The sequence below is a fragment of the Ornithinimicrobium ciconiae genome (genome assembly GCF_007197575.1).
In the GTDB taxonomy this organism is placed as follows: Bacteria; Actinomycetota; Actinomycetes; order Actinomycetales; family Dermatophilaceae; genus Ornithinicoccus; species Ornithinicoccus ciconiae.
On the sequence record NZ_CP041616.1, the window covers coordinates 798,083 to 813,863 of the forward strand.

The following is a 15,781-nucleotide window of genomic DNA, read 5'->3' on the forward strand; positions in this document are numbered from 1 at the left end:
TCTCCCCAACCCGGCGGACGTTCACAAGAGGAGGGTCCCGGACCTGGTCAGACCCCACCACTAGAGACTTGCCGACAGACCGGGTTGGATGGAGGCATGGGCACTGCAGCACTGCATCCGGACCGCCTCCTCCCCGCTGACCCCGGCACGAGGAAGATCGCCAGGGAGCTCTATGCGGCGGTGCAGGACCTGCCGATCATCAGCCCGCACGGTCACGTGCCGCCGGAGTGGTTGGCCCAGGACACGCCATTCAAGGACCCGACCTCCCTGCTGCTGAGCCCCGACCACTACATCTTCCGGATGCTGCACGCCGCCGGCGTGCCGCTCGCCGAGCTCGGGGTCGGGGGCGCTGAGCTGGACGAGGCGGGAGCCCGCCGGGCCTGGGCGCACCTGTGCGAGCACTGGCACCTCTTCCTCGGCACACCGGTGCGCTACTGGCTCGAGGACGAGCTGGTCGGCATCTTCGGCTTCACCCAGACGCTGTCGCCGCAGACCGCCGACGCCAGCTATGACCGGATCGCCGAGGTCATCGCGGGTGAGAACTTCCGGCCCCGTGCCCTCATGGAGCAGTTCGACATCTCGGTGCTGGCCACCACGGACGACCCGTGCGACGACCTGGCGCACCACGCCGCGCTCGCTGCGGACGACACCTTCGACCGGCGGGTGCTGCCGACCTTCCGCCCGGACAAGTATCTCGAGCCCGGCCGCCCCGACTTCGCTGACCTGGTCGCCCGCCTGGGCGAGGTCTCGGGTGAGGACACCGGGTCGTATGCCGGCTACGTGGCGGCCCTCGAGAACCGGCGCCGCTACTTCGCCGAGCACGGTGCCGTCTCCAGCGACCACAGCCACGCCGATGTCGTGACCCTCGCCCTGGAGGAGTCGGAGGCCGCCCGGATCTATGCCGGGGCGCTGGCCGGCACCGCCACGCAGGATGAGTCCACCGCGCTGCGCCGGCACATGCTGGTCGAGATGGCGCGGATGGCGACCGAGGACGGCCTGGTCATGACGCTGCACCCCGGGTCCTACCGCAACCACCACGAGCCGACGCTCGAAGCGCACGGACCGGACACCGGCCACGACATCCCGATCCAGATGGAGTTCACCCGTGGGCTGCAGCACCTGCTCAGCCGGTTCGGCACCGCCGACGGGTTCAAGCTGATCCTGTTCACCCTCGACGAGACGGTCTTCAGCCGCGAGATCGCGCCACTGGCCGGTTTCTATCCGAGTGTGTATGCCGGGGCGCCCTGGTGGTTCCTCGACGCACCGGAGGCGATCGGTCGCTATCGCTCAGCGGTGACCGACACGATCGGCTTCTATCGCACCTCGGGCTTCATCGACGACACGCGGGCCTTCTGCTCCATCCCGGCCCGGCACGACATGTCGCGGCGGCTGGACAGCGGCTTCCTCGCCAGGCTCGTCGCCGACCACCGGCTGCGTGAGGAGGACGCGCACCAGATCGCCATAGACCTGGTCACCACGATCCCTTCCGCGGCGTTCAACCTCTGAGAGGCAGGCCTGATGAGTGAGCAGCGACTGAGTCGCCAGGAGCACGGTCGCCCGGTCGCGCCGGTGCGGATGGTCCACCTGGGTGTCGGCAACTTCTTCCGCGCCCACCAGGCGTGGTTCACCGAGCACTCGCAGGACGCCGCGGAGTGGGGCTATGCCGCCTTCACCGGCCGCTCCGCCGGGGTCGCCGACGACCTTGCGGCCCAGGACGGGATCTACACCCTCCTCGTGCGCGAGCCCGACGGGGACCGGCCGGAGGTGGTCAGCTCGCTGAGCGCCGTCCACCCGGGGAGGGATCTCGCCGCGCTGCGCGGCTACTTCGCCTCGCCGGAGCTGGCGCTGGTCACCAGCACCGTCACCGAGGCGGGCTATCGCCGCGACACTGAGGGCGGGCTGGACCTGACGGACCTGGACGTGGCTGCGGACATCGAGGCGCTGCGGGCTGACCCGGAGAGCAGCGAGGTGAGCACGACCCCGGGCCGTCTGGTGGCCGGCCTCCTCGCCCGCCGCGGCGCTGATGCCGGGCCGATCGCGCTGGTGCCGTGCGACAACGTGCCCGACAACGGCGCGATGGTCGCCCGAGTCGTGCGCGACCTGGCCGAGCAGGTCGACCCGACGCTGGTCGACTGGATCGAGGCCAACGTCACCGTCGTGACCACGATGGTCGACCGGATCACCCCGCGTGGCACCGACGAGGACCGCGACACCGTTGGCGAGCTGCTGCACGTGGACGACCCGCAGGTCGTGGTCACCGAACCGTTTGCCGAGTGGGTGCTGGCCGGCGAGTTCCCCCGCGGGCGGCCGGAGTGGCCAGGTGCCCAGTTCGTCGACGACGTCAGCAAGCACGAGCAGCGCAAGCTGTGGCTGCTCAACGGCTCACACTCCCTGATGGCCTATGGCGCCTCGATCCTGGGTCACGAGACCGTGTCGGCCGCGATCGGGGACGAGACGGTGCGGGGCTGGGTGGAGGAGTGGTGGGACGTGGCCGCCGCACACCTCGAGGTCGACGCGGACGAGGTCGCCGCCTATCGCCAGGCCCTGGTGGAGCGCTTCGCCAACTCACGGATCCGCCACCTGCTCGCGCAGATCGCCGCGGACGGCTCGCAGAAGGTGCCGATCCGGTTCGGTCCGGTGCTCGCGGGCGAGGTGGCTGCCGGACGCTCACCGGCCGGGGCCACCCGCCCGGTCGCCGCCTGGATCGCGCACCTGCACGGCCACGGGGCCCCGGTCACCGACGCCCAGCAGGACCGGGTGGCCGAGGTGGCCGCCGCCGAACCGGCCGAGGCGGTCCGGACCGTGCTCGGCTGGATGGGCATCGACGCACCGGCGGACGACTTGGTCTCGCAGGTGCTGGGTCAGATCGCCGCCCTCGAGGCCGCGGCATCCTCATGACCCGGCACGTGGTGGTGATGGGAGTCTCGGGGTCGGGCAAGAGCACGATCGCCGCCCTGGTGGCCGAGCGCGTCGGGTGGACCTTCGCCGACGCGGACTCCTTCCACCCTGTGGCCAACATCGACAAGATGCGCGCCGGCATCCCCCTCACGGACGCCGACCGGCGACCCTGGCTCCTCGCGCTGGCCGAGTGGATGGCCGAACAGGGACGGGCGGGGAAGTCGACCGTGCTCGCGTGCTCGGCGCTGATGCGCAGCTATCGCGACCTGCTCAGGACCCACGTCCTGGCGGAGTTCGTCCACCTGCACGGACCTGCGGAGCTGATCGAGGCCCGGATGCGGGCCCGGGACCACTTCATGCCCGCGAGCCTGCTCACCTCACAGTTCACCATCCTGGAGGAGCTGCAGGAGGACGAGCGCGGCGTGGTCCTCGATCTGGTGCTGACCCCCGACCAGCTCGTCGACGCGGCCGTCGCGTGGTTGGATCGCGGCCCCCTGGAATCCTTCGGCCCCCAGGACTAGGTTGGCCGTCATGACCTGGTTCAAGCACGAGGCCAAGCCCATCGACCGCGCGACCATCGAGGAGATGATCGAGCGGACCCTGACCGAAGCCAAGGAGCGGCTCGGGATCGCGTCATACACCCGGGTCCTGCTGCTGCCGCCGGACATCACCCGCGCCCACGCCGGTGTCGGCTGGATGACCGAGCACTTCTACAACCTGCTCACCGAGCAGGGCGCGGACGTGCACCTCATCCCGACCCTCGGCCAGCACGTCCCGCACACCCCTGAGGACAACCGGTGGATGTTCGGGAACATCCCGGAGGAGCGGATCCACGTCCACGACTGGAAGAACGGGGTCACCAACGTCGGCACGGTGCCGGCGGAGTTCGTCCGGGAGCAGACCGGTGGCGCCGTTGACTGGGAGATTCCGATCGACCTCAACACCATGACGGTCACCGAGGACTGGGACCTGATCATCAACATCGGCCACGTCGTGCCGCACGAGGTCCTGGGCTATGCCAACCACAACAAGAACTACTTCATCGGGCTCGGTGGCAAGCGGCTGCTCGGCTCCTCGCACATGGCCTCGGCGGTCTATGGCATCGAGAACAACCTGGGCAACCTCATCACCCCCGTGCGGCACTGCTTCAACTATGCCGAGGAGCACTTCCTGGGCGACCTCAAGGACCTCTACTTCCAGGTCGTGATGGACTACGACGACAACAGCCAGCTGGTGCACACCGGGGTGTATGTCGGCGACGACCTGGACACCTACCTGGACGCCGCGCGGGCCTCCAAGGCGCAGAACATCACGGCCTTCGACGAGCCGGTCGACAAGATTGTCGCCGTCATGCAGGCCGATGAGTTCCGGGCGACCTGGGTGGCCAACAAGGCCGTCTATCGCACCCGGATGGCCATCGCCGACGGCGGTGAGCTGCTCGTCATCGCCCCCGGTGTCGAGCGTTTCGGAGAGCAGCCCGAGGTCGACGAGCTGATCCGCAAGTACGGCTACCTGTCCCAGTCCGAGGTGCTCGAGCTCTATCGGACCGAGGCCGACATGCAGGACATCCCGCACGGCACCGCGCACCTGGTGCACGGCTCGTCCGAGGGGCGCTTCACGATCACCTACGCCCCCGGTGCCCTCTCCCAGGAGGACATCGAGTCCGTGGGTTACCAGTACATGTCGCTCGAAAACGCCCTGGAGCGCTACAACCCGGACGTGATGAAGGACGGCTGGAACGAGATGCCCGACGGTGAGCGGGTTTTCTACATCTCCACCCCGTCGGCCGGTCTGTGGGCCACCAAGGAGAAGCTTGGCGATCGCTGAGCCACCGGGTCCTGACCGACGCCCTGCCGCCGCGACCGTTTGGAAAGGTGAATGCCATGAACCTGCAGGACTTTCTGGACCACGTGAACAGCGGGGCGCTGGTCGAGGCCGGCTCCGAGGCCCACGCCTATATGCACGGCCGGGCTCAGGAGGCGCTGCGGATCCTGGCTGACCTCAATGGCAGCTACCGCACCCCGGAGGAGGTGCGGGACCTGCTGTCGCAGCTGACTGGCCGACCGGTCGATGAGTCGGTCGCGCTGTTCCCACCGTTCTACAGCGAGTTTGGTCAGAACCTGCGGCTGGGCAAGGGAGTCTTCATCAACATCGGCTGCCGGTTTCAGGACACCGGTGGCATTACGATCGGCGACGGCTCGTTGATCGGCCACGGCAGCACCCTGACCACGCTCAACCACGGGATGGATCCGCAGCGACGCGGCGACATGCTCCCTGCCCCGATCGTGATCGGACAGAAGGTGTGGTTGGGGGCGTCGGTGACGGTCGTGCCCGGCATCACGATCGGCGACGGCGCCGTGGTGGGTGCCGGAGCCGTGGTGACCAAGGACGTCCCAGCCAACACGATCGTCGCGGGCGTGCCGGCCAGGGTCATCCGCGAGACCGGCTTCGAGGCCTGACCGCGGCTGGCGGCAAACGGGTGTTGCGCCGTCCTCGGCTGACTCGTCGCCACCGATGGCCCTGGGCCGGATGACTGGCGGCGCCGACGCTGATGGCAGGATCAGCCCATGCCTTCCGTGCATCCGTTGCTCGACCGTGTCCTCGCCGACCCCGACGGGTTGTCCTGGGCGCTGCTGTGGCGCGAGGAGGGCCCCGAGGTCGAGCTCCTCGTCGGTGACGTGCACGACGTCGGGGAACTGGCCGACATACCTGCCGCAGAGCTGGAGCACCCCGTCCTCGCGATGGTGCCCTTCCGGCAGATCACTGAGCGAGGCTTCGACGCCCACGACGACGGGGCGCCGCTGCGCGTCCTGGTCGCCACCGAGGTGGCGCGCCTCAAGGTCGACGAGGTGGTCGCCGCCCTACCGACGGACCCGGTCGAGGTGACCGACGAGCGGTTCAGCGTCTCTGACGAGGACTATGCGCAGATCGTGCGCCGGGTCATCGAGGACGAGATCGGCAACGGGGCAGGCGCCAACTTCGTCATCCGCCGTGACGTCCTGGCCCGGACCGAGACCGCCCCGGCGCGGGCCGCGCTGACCTGGTTCCGGACGCTGCTGACCGACGAGCGCGGCACCTACTGGACCTTCGCGGTGCGCACCCCCGGGCACACCCTGGTGGGGGCTACCCCCGAGCGGCACGTCTCGCTCCGCGCCGGTCGCGTGCGGATGAACCCGATCTCCGGCACCTTCCGGCACCCGGCGGACCCGGCGGAGCTGGAGCCGTCCTTCCGGCGCTTCATCGCCGACACCAAGGAGACCGAGGAGCTCTTCATGGTGGTCGATGAGGAGATGAAGATGATGTCCCAGATCTGCACCGACGGGGGGCGGATCACCGGGCCCTACCTCAAGCAGATGGCGCACCTGACCCACACCGAGTACCTCCTGGACGGCCGTGCCGAGGCGAACCCGAGGGACGTGCTCCGGGCGACCATGTTCGCGCCCACCGTGACCGGCTCCCCGATGGAGAACGCCTGCACCGTGATCACCCGGCACGAGCCGGGCGGCCGGCTCTACTACTCCGGGGTGCTCGCCCTGCTGGAGCGGGAGGGCGACGGACGCGGTATGCCGGATGGTCCCGGTGCCGCCGACGACCCGGAGGCCGCTGGCCCAGAATCCCTGGACGCACCCATCCTGATCCGTGCGGCACATCTCGGCGAGGACGGCACGGTGACCGTGAGTGCCGGCGCGACGCTGGTGCGGCACTCCGACCCGGTCTCGGAGGTGGCGGAGACCACCGCCAAGGCCAGCGGGATGCTGGCCGCGCTGGGGCTGCGCCCGCGCCGCCTGATCCGGCAGACGCCCGAGCTTGCCGAGCTCCCCGGGGCGCGGGAGGCACTCGAGGCGCGCAACGAGACCCTGGCTGCCTTCTGGCTGTCCCCGCAGGAGCCGCGGCCGGACCCGGTGCTGATCGGCGTCGACGTCCTGGTCGTTGACGCGGAGGACATGTGGACCCAGATGCTGGCCCACCAGCTGCGGCACCTCGGGTTGACCGCGCGGGTGAGCCGATGGGACCAGGTCGACGTCGAGGAGATCGCCGGACCCGACCTGGTGCTCTTCGGGCCTGGCCCGGGGGACCCGGACGATCCCGCAGATCCGCGGCTGGCGCACCTGCGCCGGTTGATCGGCGCGCGGGTGGCCTCGGGGGCGCCCCTGCTGGCGGTCTGCCTGAGCCACCAGGTGCTCTCCCGCCTGGCAGGCCTGGAGATCAGCAAGCTGGACCGCCCCAACCAGGGGGTCCAGCTCGAGGTCGACCTGTGGGGGACCCCGGCGCGGATCGGGTTCTACAACACCTTTGTCGCCAGGCCGGGAGCCGCAGTGCTGGACCGGGCGGGGGAGCGGGTGGAGCTGGAGGTGTCCAGCGATCCGGTGCACGGGGTCGTGGCGCTGCGCGGCCCGGGCATCGCGACCATCCAGGGCCACGCGGAGTCGGTGCTGTCCCGCGACGGGCTGGTGACGCTGCACGCGATGATCCGGCACGCCCTGGATTGACGGAAAGGGGCATGGGACTCCTGCGACTGGTGAGTATCTAGACGCCGGGGCGATTCGGGTGGACACTGTGCAGATGGCGAAGGCAACCAAGCGTGAGCAGTGGTCGGGTCAGACCGGATTCCTGCTGGCCGCGATCGGTTCCGCGGTCGGCCTGGGCAACATCTGGCGGTTCCCAGGTGTCGCCTACGAGAACGGCGGCGGCGCGTTCCTGATCCCCTATCTGGTCGCGCTGCTCACCGCGGGCATCCCGATTCTCTTCCTGGACTATGCACTGGGCCACCGTTACCAGGGCTCGGCGCCGACGGTCTTCCGTCGGTTGTTCCGAGGCGGGGAGGCCCTCGGCTGGTTCCAGGTCGCGATCTCCTTCGTGATCATGTGCTACTACGGCGTGATCTTGGCCTGGGCCGCGAGCTTCACCATCTTCTCGGTGAACGAGGCCTGGGGCGATGACCCGACCGCGTTCTTCCTGGGCGACTACCTGGAGCTGGCCGACGAGCCGGGCCTGAGCCTCGACGTCGTCGGCCACCTGCTCCTTCCGCTGCTGCTCGTCTGGCTCGCGGTGATGTTCGTGATGGTGCTCGGTGTGCAGAACGGGGTGGAGAAGGCCAACAAGCTCTTCCTGCCGCTGCTGGTGGTCCTGTTCGCCATCCTGGTCGTCCGGGCGCTCTTCCTGGACGGGGCCATGGAGGGTCTCAACGCGCTCTTCACGCCCGACTTCGGGCAGCTGACCAACACCGATGTGTGGTTGGCGGCCTACGGGCAGATCTTCTTCTCGTTGTCGATCGCGTTCGGCATCATGATCACCTACTCCAGCTACCTGCGGCGCAAGTCCGACCTGGCATCGACCGGCCTGGTCGCCGGCTTTGCGAACTCCTCGTTCGAGATCCTGGCCGGTATCGGTGTCTTCGCGACGCTGGGCTTCATGGCTGCCCAGAGCGGAGTCGGCGTCAATGAGCTGGAGGGGATCACCGGCCCGATCCTGAGCTTCGTCACCTTCCCGCAGATCATCTCGATGATGCCCGGCGGCCCGATCTTCGGCGTCCTGTTCTTCGGCTCCCTGGTGCTGGCCGGCTTCACCTCGATGGTCTCCATCACCCAGGTGGTCGTCGCTGCCGTGCAGGAGAAGTTCGACCTCGGCCGGGCGGCGGCCTCGGCCCTGATCGTCGGGGTCTGCGGCACCATCTCGATCCTGCTGTTCGCCACGACGACCGGCCTCTACACCCTGGACACCGTCGACAAGTACATCAACGAGATCGGCATCATCACCTCGGCGATCCTGATGACGGTCATCGTCGCCTGGGGGGTGCGCAAGCTGCCCGAGCTGCGGGCCCACCTCAACCGGGTGTCCGTCTTCCAGGTCGGCATGTGGTGGCACTGGCTCATCGCGGTGGTCGTGCCGATCATGCTCCTGGTGATGCTCGGCTCGACGGGTTACTCGTTGCTGATCGACGGCTACGAGGGCTACCCGACCTGGTATCTCAACCTCATGGGCTGGGGTGCGGTCGGCTTTGCGATCATCTTCGCCCTCGTCTTCACCGCGCTGCCAGGCCGCCGCGATCGCAGGCACGAGGACGAGCTCTTCGATCCGGACGACCTGCGTGAGGAAGAGGAGAGGGAGGAGGTCCGATGACCGGCACCGCTATCGCCTTCCTGCTGCTGGCGATCATCATCCTGTGGGGCGGTCTTGCCCTGGCCGTCGTCTACTACGTCCGTTCCGGCGCTGCCGGTGGACAGCCACCCCGGGACCGGGAGGGCAACGTCTCCTGGCCCCGCGACACCTGACGACCCGGCTCCCGGCGTCAGCCGCGCCTGCCGAACCACTTCTTGCGCGACGACTCGGGCTCGAAGCCTGGCTGAGACGTGGTTGCGGTGGCGGTCCCGCCGTCCTTGCCCGGGGCTGTCGGTTCCCGGAACGCGATGATCCGGCGCTGCAACGCGTCTCGCTCGCCCCACGTCATCCACGGCTCCGCGATCACCTGCTCCAGGATCGCCACCGCCTCCGACGTCCGGCCCCGACCGGCGAGCCAGTCTGACTTCCCGGCCCTGGCCAGGGCGCGCATCAGTGGCTGTTCCAGCGCGATCGCCTGATCGAAGTAACTCTCCGCCTCGTCGTCGCGACCGGCCGCCGAGACAGTCAGGGCCAGGTTGTGCACCAGCACGGCACGATCGATCTGCGGCAGTTCCGCTCTCCCGAGCAACTCGTGCCAGCCGGCCTCGGCCGCTGCGAAGTCCCCGCGGTCGAAGGCCTCGGACAGCTCGATGCAGCGCAGACGGTATTCCTCGTGGTCCATGCCCCTATAGTGCCCGCGCTTGCCTCACCGTGGGTGCCTGCCGGGTCGCGGCGTCGTGCGTCGCCAGTGCGCGACGAGGCGGTAGCCGTGGTGCTGGGACGTCAGGTGCTCGGCGGAGGAGTGCTCGTCGGGGCCGAGGAATCGGCTTCGGGGTACTTGCTGCGGTAATAGCCAACGATCATGTCGACGACCTGCGCATACGTCACGGTGCCAGTGTTGATCACCAGGTCGTAGTACTCGTCGGTGTGCGGGTCCCACTGATAGAGGTTGCGGGACATCTCGGCCCGCACGCGGTCCTCGACAGCAATCCGTCGCTCGGCCTCGGCAGCGCTCAGCCCCGTCTTGGACATCACCCGTTCGATGCGCTTTTCGATGGGTGCGGTCAGCCGCACGTGCAGCGAGCCGACAGCACGACCGAGCACCAGGGCCCCGTTGCGGCCCGCGATGACGGCACCGTTCTCGGCGAGTTTCAACAGCTCCCGGCGGTTCGTTTCGGCGACCACGTGGTCCTCGGCAAAGTCAATCGCCCTGGCCATGTCCGCGTCCTGCGTGCCGGTGTAGGAGACGGCTCGCAGCCAGCGGTCGAAGGCGGTGTCGGAGGTCAGGGCATGGGTGGTGACCCCGGCCACCTGGTCGGAGCTGAACTTCTGAGCCACGTACTTGACCCCGAGCTTCTCGGCCACCGCGGGGCCGATGTCTGTGGCCCCGGCGCCCTCTCGCTCAAAGATGGTGACCACCGGCAGGGTTCCCCGGGAGCGTGGGCGCAGCAGCAGGTCGCGGGTGTCGCCGAGCTCCTCGGACCGCACCCGCGAGGAGTCAACTCCGAAGGTGCTGCTGATCGCGCCCTCGGAGCGTCGGACGTTGAGGTCGCGCACGATGGCCCGGTGGGTGTCGACGTTGAGGGTGTACCAGATCATCACCACGCCAGCCAGGACCGCGATGCCGGCAGGCACCAGGCCGGTGGCCAGGCGGATGCCCTGCTGCGCCGTCGCGTCCTGCACATCGGCCTGGGCGGCGTAGCCGTAGGCGCCGATGAGCGCGGCTCCGGCCCAGCCCCCGACGCCCTGACCGACCTTGCGGATGAAGGACAGGATCGAGTAGGAGCCGCCCTCCGCGCGCACCCCGGTCTTCCACTCGCCATAGTCGACGGTGTCAGCCTGCATCGAGAACATGAGGGCGTTGGTGCCGCCCGTGCCGACGCCGAAAGCGAGCCAGGCAACGATCGCCATCGGCAGACTTCCCGAGGGCACGAGGTAGATCAGGACGAACGCCAGGACCGTGATCGCCGCGGCTCCGATATAGCCGTTGCGCTTGCCGTAGCGGGTGGTGATCCCCGGGACCAGGGAGGCGATGAGCACTGTGCCGACGGCCTGGGCCAGCGTCAAGAATGTGTACCACCCGGCGTTGCCCAGGATGTAGCGCGCGTAATACATCGCCACCGCATTCATCATGAACATCGAGGCGAGCAGGAAGAATGCGGCGAGGCACAGGACGAGGAGCGGCTGGTTCTTGCGGATCATCCTCAGGGTGCGCTTCAGGGAGATCGGGGTCGCGCTGCGTGGGACGACCTCCTTCGTGTTCTTGAAGCAGATCAGATAGAGCACAACCGCAACCAGTCCCAGTGCCGCCGTGGTCAGGGTGAACTGGAGCCGCACACCGTCGCCGGTGGTGTCCTGGAACTGCGGAGCGACCACCGCTGACAGCGCGACACCGCTCAGCGAGGCCGCGATGGAACGTGCTCCCGACAGCTTCGAACGGTCAACCGGGTCCTGCGTCATCGCCGAGGCGAGCGAACCATACGGGATGTTGACGAAGGAGTAGGCCAGCTGGAAGATCGCGTCCAGCAGGAAGATCCAAGCGATGGTGAGCGCGGGGCTGAGACCGGCCGGCACGCTGAACAGCAGGACGAAGACGATCGCCAGAGGAGTGCTGCCAAAGAGCAGCCACGGACGCAATCGGCCCCAGCGGGTGTTGGTGCGGTCCACGGTCTGGCCGGCGATCAGATCGGCGACGCCCGCCCAGATCTTGGTGACACCGTAGATGGTGCCCGCGACCCCGGCCGAAACCCCCGCGATGTCGGTCATATAGACCATGAGGAACATCGACGTCATCATGAACGTCAGGTTGTTGGCGACGTCGCCCAGCGATTAAGAGAAGACCTGCCGACCCGAGAGCGTCCCACTGTCCGTGGCTCGCTTCTTCGCCATGATCGCTCCTCCCCAGACGCGTGAGCGCCAGGAATCAGACTGTTCGCTCGACTATAGGAGAGAAAGGCACGCGGGGGCTGAACAGGTGGGTTCCCGCTCGATCACCAGGTCTTGCGTGGATCGATGCCCGGGCCGGGGGCCGGTGCAGCACAATGGAGCGATGGCACGTGTGACCAAGTCCTGGCGGGTGACCCGACTCGGACGTGACGGGGCTACCCGGGTGCGTGCCGACACGCTCGCTGGCGAGGAGCCCCTGGAGATCCGCCTCGACGGCCGCTCGTTCAGCGTCACCATGCGCACACCGGGCCACGACTTCGAGATGGCAGCCGGCTTCCTGATCAGCGAGGGCGTGGTCGTCGACCGGGAGCAGATCCGGTCCATGGACTATCGCGCGGCGATTGCGGCCACCGGCGAGCGCGACTACAACATCGTCGATGTGCGGCTGGCACCAGGCGTGCCGCAGCCGGACGTGTCACTGGAGCGGCACGTCTACACCTCGAGCAGTTGTGGGGTGTGCGGCACCGCCTCCATCGAGGCAGTGCGCAAGTCCTCCCCGTATGACGTCAGCCAGGACTGCCTGGCCCTTCCCCTGGAGACCCTGCTGGGACTGCCGGAGCAGCTCCGCACCCAGCAGGCGGTCTTTGATCGCACGGGCGGGGTGCACGCGGCCGGGTTGTTCAGCGACGGGGAGCTGGTGTGTCTGCGCGAGGACGTGGGCCGGCACAACGCTGTCGACAAGGTGGTGGGGTGGGCACTGCTGGAGGACCGCCTGCCGCTGGCCGGCACGGTGCTGCAGGTCTCCGGCCGGGCCTCCTTCGAGCTCGTCCAGAAGGCCGCGATGGCGGGGATCCCGGTGCTCTCGGCGGTCTCGGCGCCGTCAGCGCTCGCGGTGGAGCTGGGCGCGGACCTCGGGGTGACCGTGATCGGCTTCAACAGGGGTGAGACGCTCAATGTCTATACCCGTCCCGACCGCGTCATCGTCCTGGCGGCGGAGCCTGGGCAGGAAGGTGTGTCGCGTGCTTGAGATCACCGACGTGACAGAGCCCTCCGACGACCTGTGCGTGGCCCGCGTGCCGCTCTTTCAGGCGCTCACCCACGAGGAGCAGGTGGCGGTCGCCGGGCTGGCCCGGCCGGTCCGCGTCGCCCGGGGTGATCGGATCTACTCCGCCGGGGACGACGTGTCGCAGCTGATGGTGGTGCACACCGGCCTGTTGAAGATCAGCCGGATCTCGGTCGACGGCCAGGAACAGATCATCCGGGTGCTCGAGCCGGGAGAGTTCGTGGGGGAGTCGGCCTTCCTCAACGGCGGACGCCCGGATCACTACGCGACGGCGCTGGAGGCGGGCAGCATGTGCGTCTTCCGTCACCAGGATGTCGGCCAGCTCATCACGCGGCACCCGAGCATCGGTCTGCGGATGCTGCAGGGGGTCAGCCGTCGGCTCGAGCAGACCGAGGAACGCCTGGCCGCAGCGACCTCCGTGGAGGTCGGGGGTCGACTGGCCCGCTATCTGGTGGACCTGCCCGCCCATCACGAGCCGGACGGCGCCATGACGTTGCGCCTGCCGTTGGCCAAGAAGGACATCGCCTCACTGCTGGACACCACGCCCGAGTCGTTGAGCCGACAGCTGCGGCGTCTGCAGGACGCCGGAGTGATTGAGCAACACGGCCCCCGCACCGTGCGGCTACTTGACCTGGACCGGCTGCTGTCGCTGGCGGACTGATACGAGCTGCCGGTCGACCGGGAAGACCACCGGGTCTTCGGACCGTGCGGTGGCAGGATCGGGGGGTGCGGTGGACAGCGAGGGCTCCGGTGACCTGGCCGAGTGGGCAGGGGTGGCAGGCGTGGTGGACCCACGTGATGACCGATGAGGTGGGGTTGGGGCAAACCCTGGAGGAGGCCGAGGACGCGAGGCACGGGTTCGCGGACAGTGACGACCTCACGCTGGTGTCGGGGCAGCACCTGCGCCCGGGAGCGATCTATCACTGGATCCCGCCGGAGGGCTTTGCGCGGGGCCGGGCCGGCGGAGGCATCGGCGGGCGCACGGGGCGACGCGATGTCTTTGCGGAGTATCACGAGAGCGCCGATCCACAGCGACGCGTGGAGCTGCACCTGGACAGCCTGGAGAGCTGCCGGTCGCTGAGCGCCACCAGCACGCTCAAGCACCTTGCGGTCACGGCCGGGTTCCGGCCCGAACGGGACCAGTTGCTGGACGTCGAGATCACGCTCGATTGGCTCCTGCTGAGGCTGCGAGCGCGGGTCGTCCCTGCCGAGGCCGGCGAACAGCTCCGGGTGAGTTTGCGGGTGGTGGGCAGGGGCCTCTGGAAGCCGGTGGTTGCGCCGCTGCTGGTGCCGCTGTCGATCCCCCTTCGGCACCTGCTCACCAGCGAGACGGAGCAGGTCGCGGACCGGCTCAGCCACCTGGACGAGGACCCCAGGGGCGACGGGGCCCCCGAGCGGGAACTGGAGCGGATCCGGGTGGGTGCTGAATTGATCAGGACCCGGTTGCACGAGGTGGTCAGCGCGGTCGACGCCCGACCCTGGTGGACGGGGCGTGGCACGAGGGCACTGGCGGAAGCCTTCGATGCGCTCCCAGCAGTCGGTGCGGCGTGGCCGCCCGTGACTCCTGCCGTGACCTTCGGCGACAGCGGACGGTGGTGGGACGAGGAGAAGTGGATCTTTGACCTGCTCGTCAGCTCAGATCCGTGGCGACGCCGCAGGCACGAGATGGTGGACCAGCAGGTCGACCTGTGGCTGAGCCAGCAGCAGACGATGATCGAGCACCGGGAGCAGATGGCGGCCAAGCACGCGGCCGACGAGGTCCCCACAGGTGACGTCGCTGCCACTGCGGCCGAGCTCGAGGAGATGCTCGACCTGTCCTGGCTGGCCAGCCCGTGGTCCATGATCCGGTTTCTGGCCCGGAAAGCCACCGAGGAGTCGCCGGACCCGGACCTGCCCCCGCTGGAGACCGACGAGGACGCCCGCACGTTCGTCACCTCGATGCTCAAGGACCTCTGAACAGGTTCCGGGTCGGCGATCGGTCCGGGCCGGTGCCGCCCTACTCGACGAACACGACCGAGGTGATGGCGTGCGGCTGTGCGTCCTCGGCGGCGGCCACCGCGATCGTGAGCTGCAGCTCGCCACCCTCCTGGAAGGGCACGGTCACCAGGGCCTCGCCGTCACCGGCGTCCGACACATCGATCATCCCGTAGGTCAGGTGGCTCCACAGCTCGGTGCTCGCGAAGCCGTCGACGGGCCCGAGACGCAGGGCGAACTCGGTGTCGTCCGTGCCGACGGCGCTCAGGAAGGCCTGCGCATAGTCGTCGACGGTGTCCGGGACCGGGTAGTCGCCCAGCGAGTAGTCCGCCATCAGGACGGCTCGCTCGCCACCGGCCTCGACGATCGCGTTGTCCACCGAGATCGTGAGGAGCTGGTTGTCCGCGGTCCGATAGTGCACCATCGTCCCGGAAATCTCCGCTCCGTCCACCGGCTCGTTGGACACGTGGAGCCACTCGGCCCCGCCCCAGGGGGTGAACCCCGCCAGGGCGTGGATCGCGTCGTCGGTCGCGAACTGTTCCATCTCGGCGGGGTCGCCGCCGCGCCAGGCCTGGATAAAGGCATCGGCGTATGCCGTGGCGCTGGTCGGTAGGTCCCCGTCAGGTTGATCCTCGGTCGCGGTGGGTGCCTGCGTGGTCGGGTCAGCTGGCTCGGTGGGCTCAGCGGACTCAGACGGCGTCCCCGTGGTCGGCTCTGCGGGCTCGCTCGATGCGGTAGGCGCAGTGGGCCCAGGGTCCGTGCTTGGTGCCTCGTCGGCGCCACAACCACCGAGTGCGACCATCAGTGCTGCCCCACTGAGCAGTGTGCTCATCCGTCTGATCTTCATGCTGCCTCCCCGCT

Annotated in this window: 14 protein-coding genes; 11 read left to right on the forward strand and 3 right to left on the reverse strand. The window is 68.7% G+C overall.

Annotated features, from left to right (window positions below):
• The first annotated feature begins 96 nt into the window (after positions 1-96).
• From uxaC to FNH13_RS03675, 8 genes are all read left to right on the forward strand, one after another.
• The gene (uxaC, locus tag FNH13_RS03640) at positions 97-1,506 is read left to right on the forward strand and encodes a glucuronate isomerase (protein WP_143782218.1); all 1,410 of its coding nucleotides are present in this window, start codon (positions 97-99) and stop codon (positions 1,504-1,506) included.
• A 12-nt stretch (positions 1,507-1,518) separates the two neighbouring features.
• Positions 1,519-2,898 carry a mannitol dehydrogenase family protein gene (locus tag FNH13_RS03645; protein WP_143782219.1) on the forward strand — a complete coding sequence of 460 codons (1,380 nt, stop codon included), beginning with the start codon at positions 1,519-1,521 and terminating at the stop codon, positions 2,896-2,898.
• Positions 2,895-3,419, forward strand: a complete 525-nt coding sequence (locus FNH13_RS03650) for a gluconokinase (RefSeq protein WP_143782220.1) — start codon at positions 2,895-2,897, stop codon at positions 3,417-3,419. Before FNH13_RS03645 ends, FNH13_RS03650 begins: the two co-directional genes overlap by 4 nt.
• A 10-nt stretch (positions 3,420-3,429) precedes the next feature.
• Positions 3,430-4,725: a lactate racemase domain-containing protein gene (locus FNH13_RS03655; protein ID WP_143782221.1), complete on the forward strand. Its 1,296-nt coding sequence runs from the start codon at positions 3,430-3,432 to the stop codon at positions 4,723-4,725.
• 56 nt (positions 4,726-4,781) lie between these two features.
• Positions 4,782-5,357 (forward strand): DapH/DapD/GlmU-related protein, encoded by a 576-nt coding sequence (locus FNH13_RS03660; RefSeq protein WP_143782222.1) that lies wholly within the window; start codon positions 4,782-4,784, stop codon positions 5,355-5,357.
• A gap of 108 nt (positions 5,358-5,465) precedes the next feature.
• Positions 5,466-7,388 carry a chorismate-binding protein gene (locus FNH13_RS03665; RefSeq protein WP_143782223.1) on the forward strand — a complete coding sequence of 641 codons (1,923 nt, stop codon included), beginning with the start codon at positions 5,466-5,468 and terminating at the stop codon, positions 7,386-7,388.
• 73 nt (positions 7,389-7,461) lie between these two features.
• On the forward strand, positions 7,462-9,018 hold the full coding sequence (locus FNH13_RS03670; RefSeq protein WP_143782224.1) for a sodium-dependent transporter: 1,557 nt from the start codon (positions 7,462-7,464) through the stop codon (positions 9,016-9,018).
• Positions 9,015-9,170 (forward strand): MetS family NSS transporter small subunit, encoded by a 156-nt coding sequence (locus tag FNH13_RS03675; RefSeq protein ID WP_143782225.1) that lies wholly within the window; start codon positions 9,015-9,017, stop codon positions 9,168-9,170. The genes FNH13_RS03670 and FNH13_RS03675 overlap by 4 nt, the downstream gene beginning before the upstream one ends.
• Positions 9,171-9,187: 17 nt before the next feature.
• On the opposite strand, the gene FNH13_RS03680 is transcribed toward FNH13_RS03675, so the two are convergent.
• Both FNH13_RS03680 and FNH13_RS03685 read right to left on the reverse strand, forming a co-directional pair.
• Entirely contained in the window at positions 9,188-9,679 is a 492-nt protein-coding gene (locus FNH13_RS03680) for a tetratricopeptide repeat protein (protein ID WP_143782226.1), read from the reverse strand.
• Positions 9,680-9,780: 101 nt separating this feature from the next.
• Positions 9,781-11,823, reverse strand: coding sequence for a cytidylate kinase family protein (locus FNH13_RS03685; protein ID WP_228266687.1), 2,043 nt, complete (start codon positions 11,821-11,823; stop codon positions 9,781-9,783).
• A 223-nt stretch (positions 11,824-12,046) separates the two neighbouring features.
• On the opposite strand from FNH13_RS03685, the gene fdhD reads away from it, so the two are divergent.
• From fdhD to FNH13_RS03700, 3 genes are all read left to right on the forward strand, one after another.
• Entirely contained in the window at positions 12,047-12,910 is an 864-nt protein-coding gene (fdhD, locus tag FNH13_RS03690) for a formate dehydrogenase accessory sulfurtransferase FdhD (protein WP_143782227.1), read from the forward strand.
• A complete protein-coding gene (locus FNH13_RS03695; protein WP_228266575.1) occupies positions 12,903-13,607 on the forward strand; it encodes a Crp/Fnr family transcriptional regulator in 705 nt (234 codons plus the stop codon). Before fdhD ends, FNH13_RS03695 begins: the two co-directional genes overlap by 8 nt.
• Positions 13,608-13,696: 89 nt before the next feature.
• Entirely contained in the window at positions 13,697-14,902 is a 1,206-nt protein-coding gene (locus tag FNH13_RS03700) for a hypothetical protein (RefSeq protein ID WP_143782229.1), read from the forward strand.
• A gap of 40 nt (positions 14,903-14,942) precedes the next feature.
• Here FNH13_RS03700 and FNH13_RS18945 read toward each other — a convergent pair whose 3' ends face one another.
• Complete coding sequence (locus FNH13_RS18945; RefSeq protein WP_228266576.1) at positions 14,943-15,752, reverse strand: hypothetical protein; 810 nt, start codon at positions 15,750-15,752, stop codon at positions 14,943-14,945.
• Positions 15,753-15,781: the final 29 nt, after the last annotated feature.

Coding starts and splice junctions, on each gene's coding strand:
- FNH13_RS18945 (WP_228266576.1), bottom strand. CDS start 15,752: ATGAGCACACTGCTCAGTGGGGCAGCACTGATGGTCGCACTCGGTGGT.
- FNH13_RS03645 (WP_143782219.1), top strand. CDS start 1,519: ATGAGTGAGCAGCGACTGAGTCGCCAGGAGCACGGTCGCCCGGTCGCG.
- FNH13_RS03670 (WP_143782224.1), top strand. CDS start 7,462: ATGGCGAAGGCAACCAAGCGTGAGCAGTGGTCGGGTCAGACCGGATTC.
- FNH13_RS03675 (WP_143782225.1), top strand. CDS start 9,015: ATGACCGGCACCGCTATCGCCTTCCTGCTGCTGGCGATCATCATCCTG.
- fdhD (WP_143782227.1), top strand. CDS start 12,047: ATGGCACGTGTGACCAAGTCCTGGCGGGTGACCCGACTCGGACGTGAC.
- FNH13_RS03680 (WP_143782226.1), bottom strand. CDS start 9,679: ATGGACCACGAGGAATACCGTCTGCGCTGCATCGAGCTGTCCGAGGCC.
- FNH13_RS03660 (WP_143782222.1), top strand. CDS start 4,782: ATGAACCTGCAGGACTTTCTGGACCACGTGAACAGCGGGGCGCTGGTC.
- uxaC (WP_143782218.1), top strand. CDS start 97: ATGGGCACTGCAGCACTGCATCCGGACCGCCTCCTCCCCGCTGACCCC.
- FNH13_RS03655 (WP_143782221.1), top strand. CDS start 3,430: ATGACCTGGTTCAAGCACGAGGCCAAGCCCATCGACCGCGCGACCATC.
- FNH13_RS03665 (WP_143782223.1), top strand. CDS start 5,466: ATGCCTTCCGTGCATCCGTTGCTCGACCGTGTCCTCGCCGACCCCGAC.
- FNH13_RS03650 (WP_143782220.1), top strand. CDS start 2,895: ATGACCCGGCACGTGGTGGTGATGGGAGTCTCGGGGTCGGGCAAGAGC.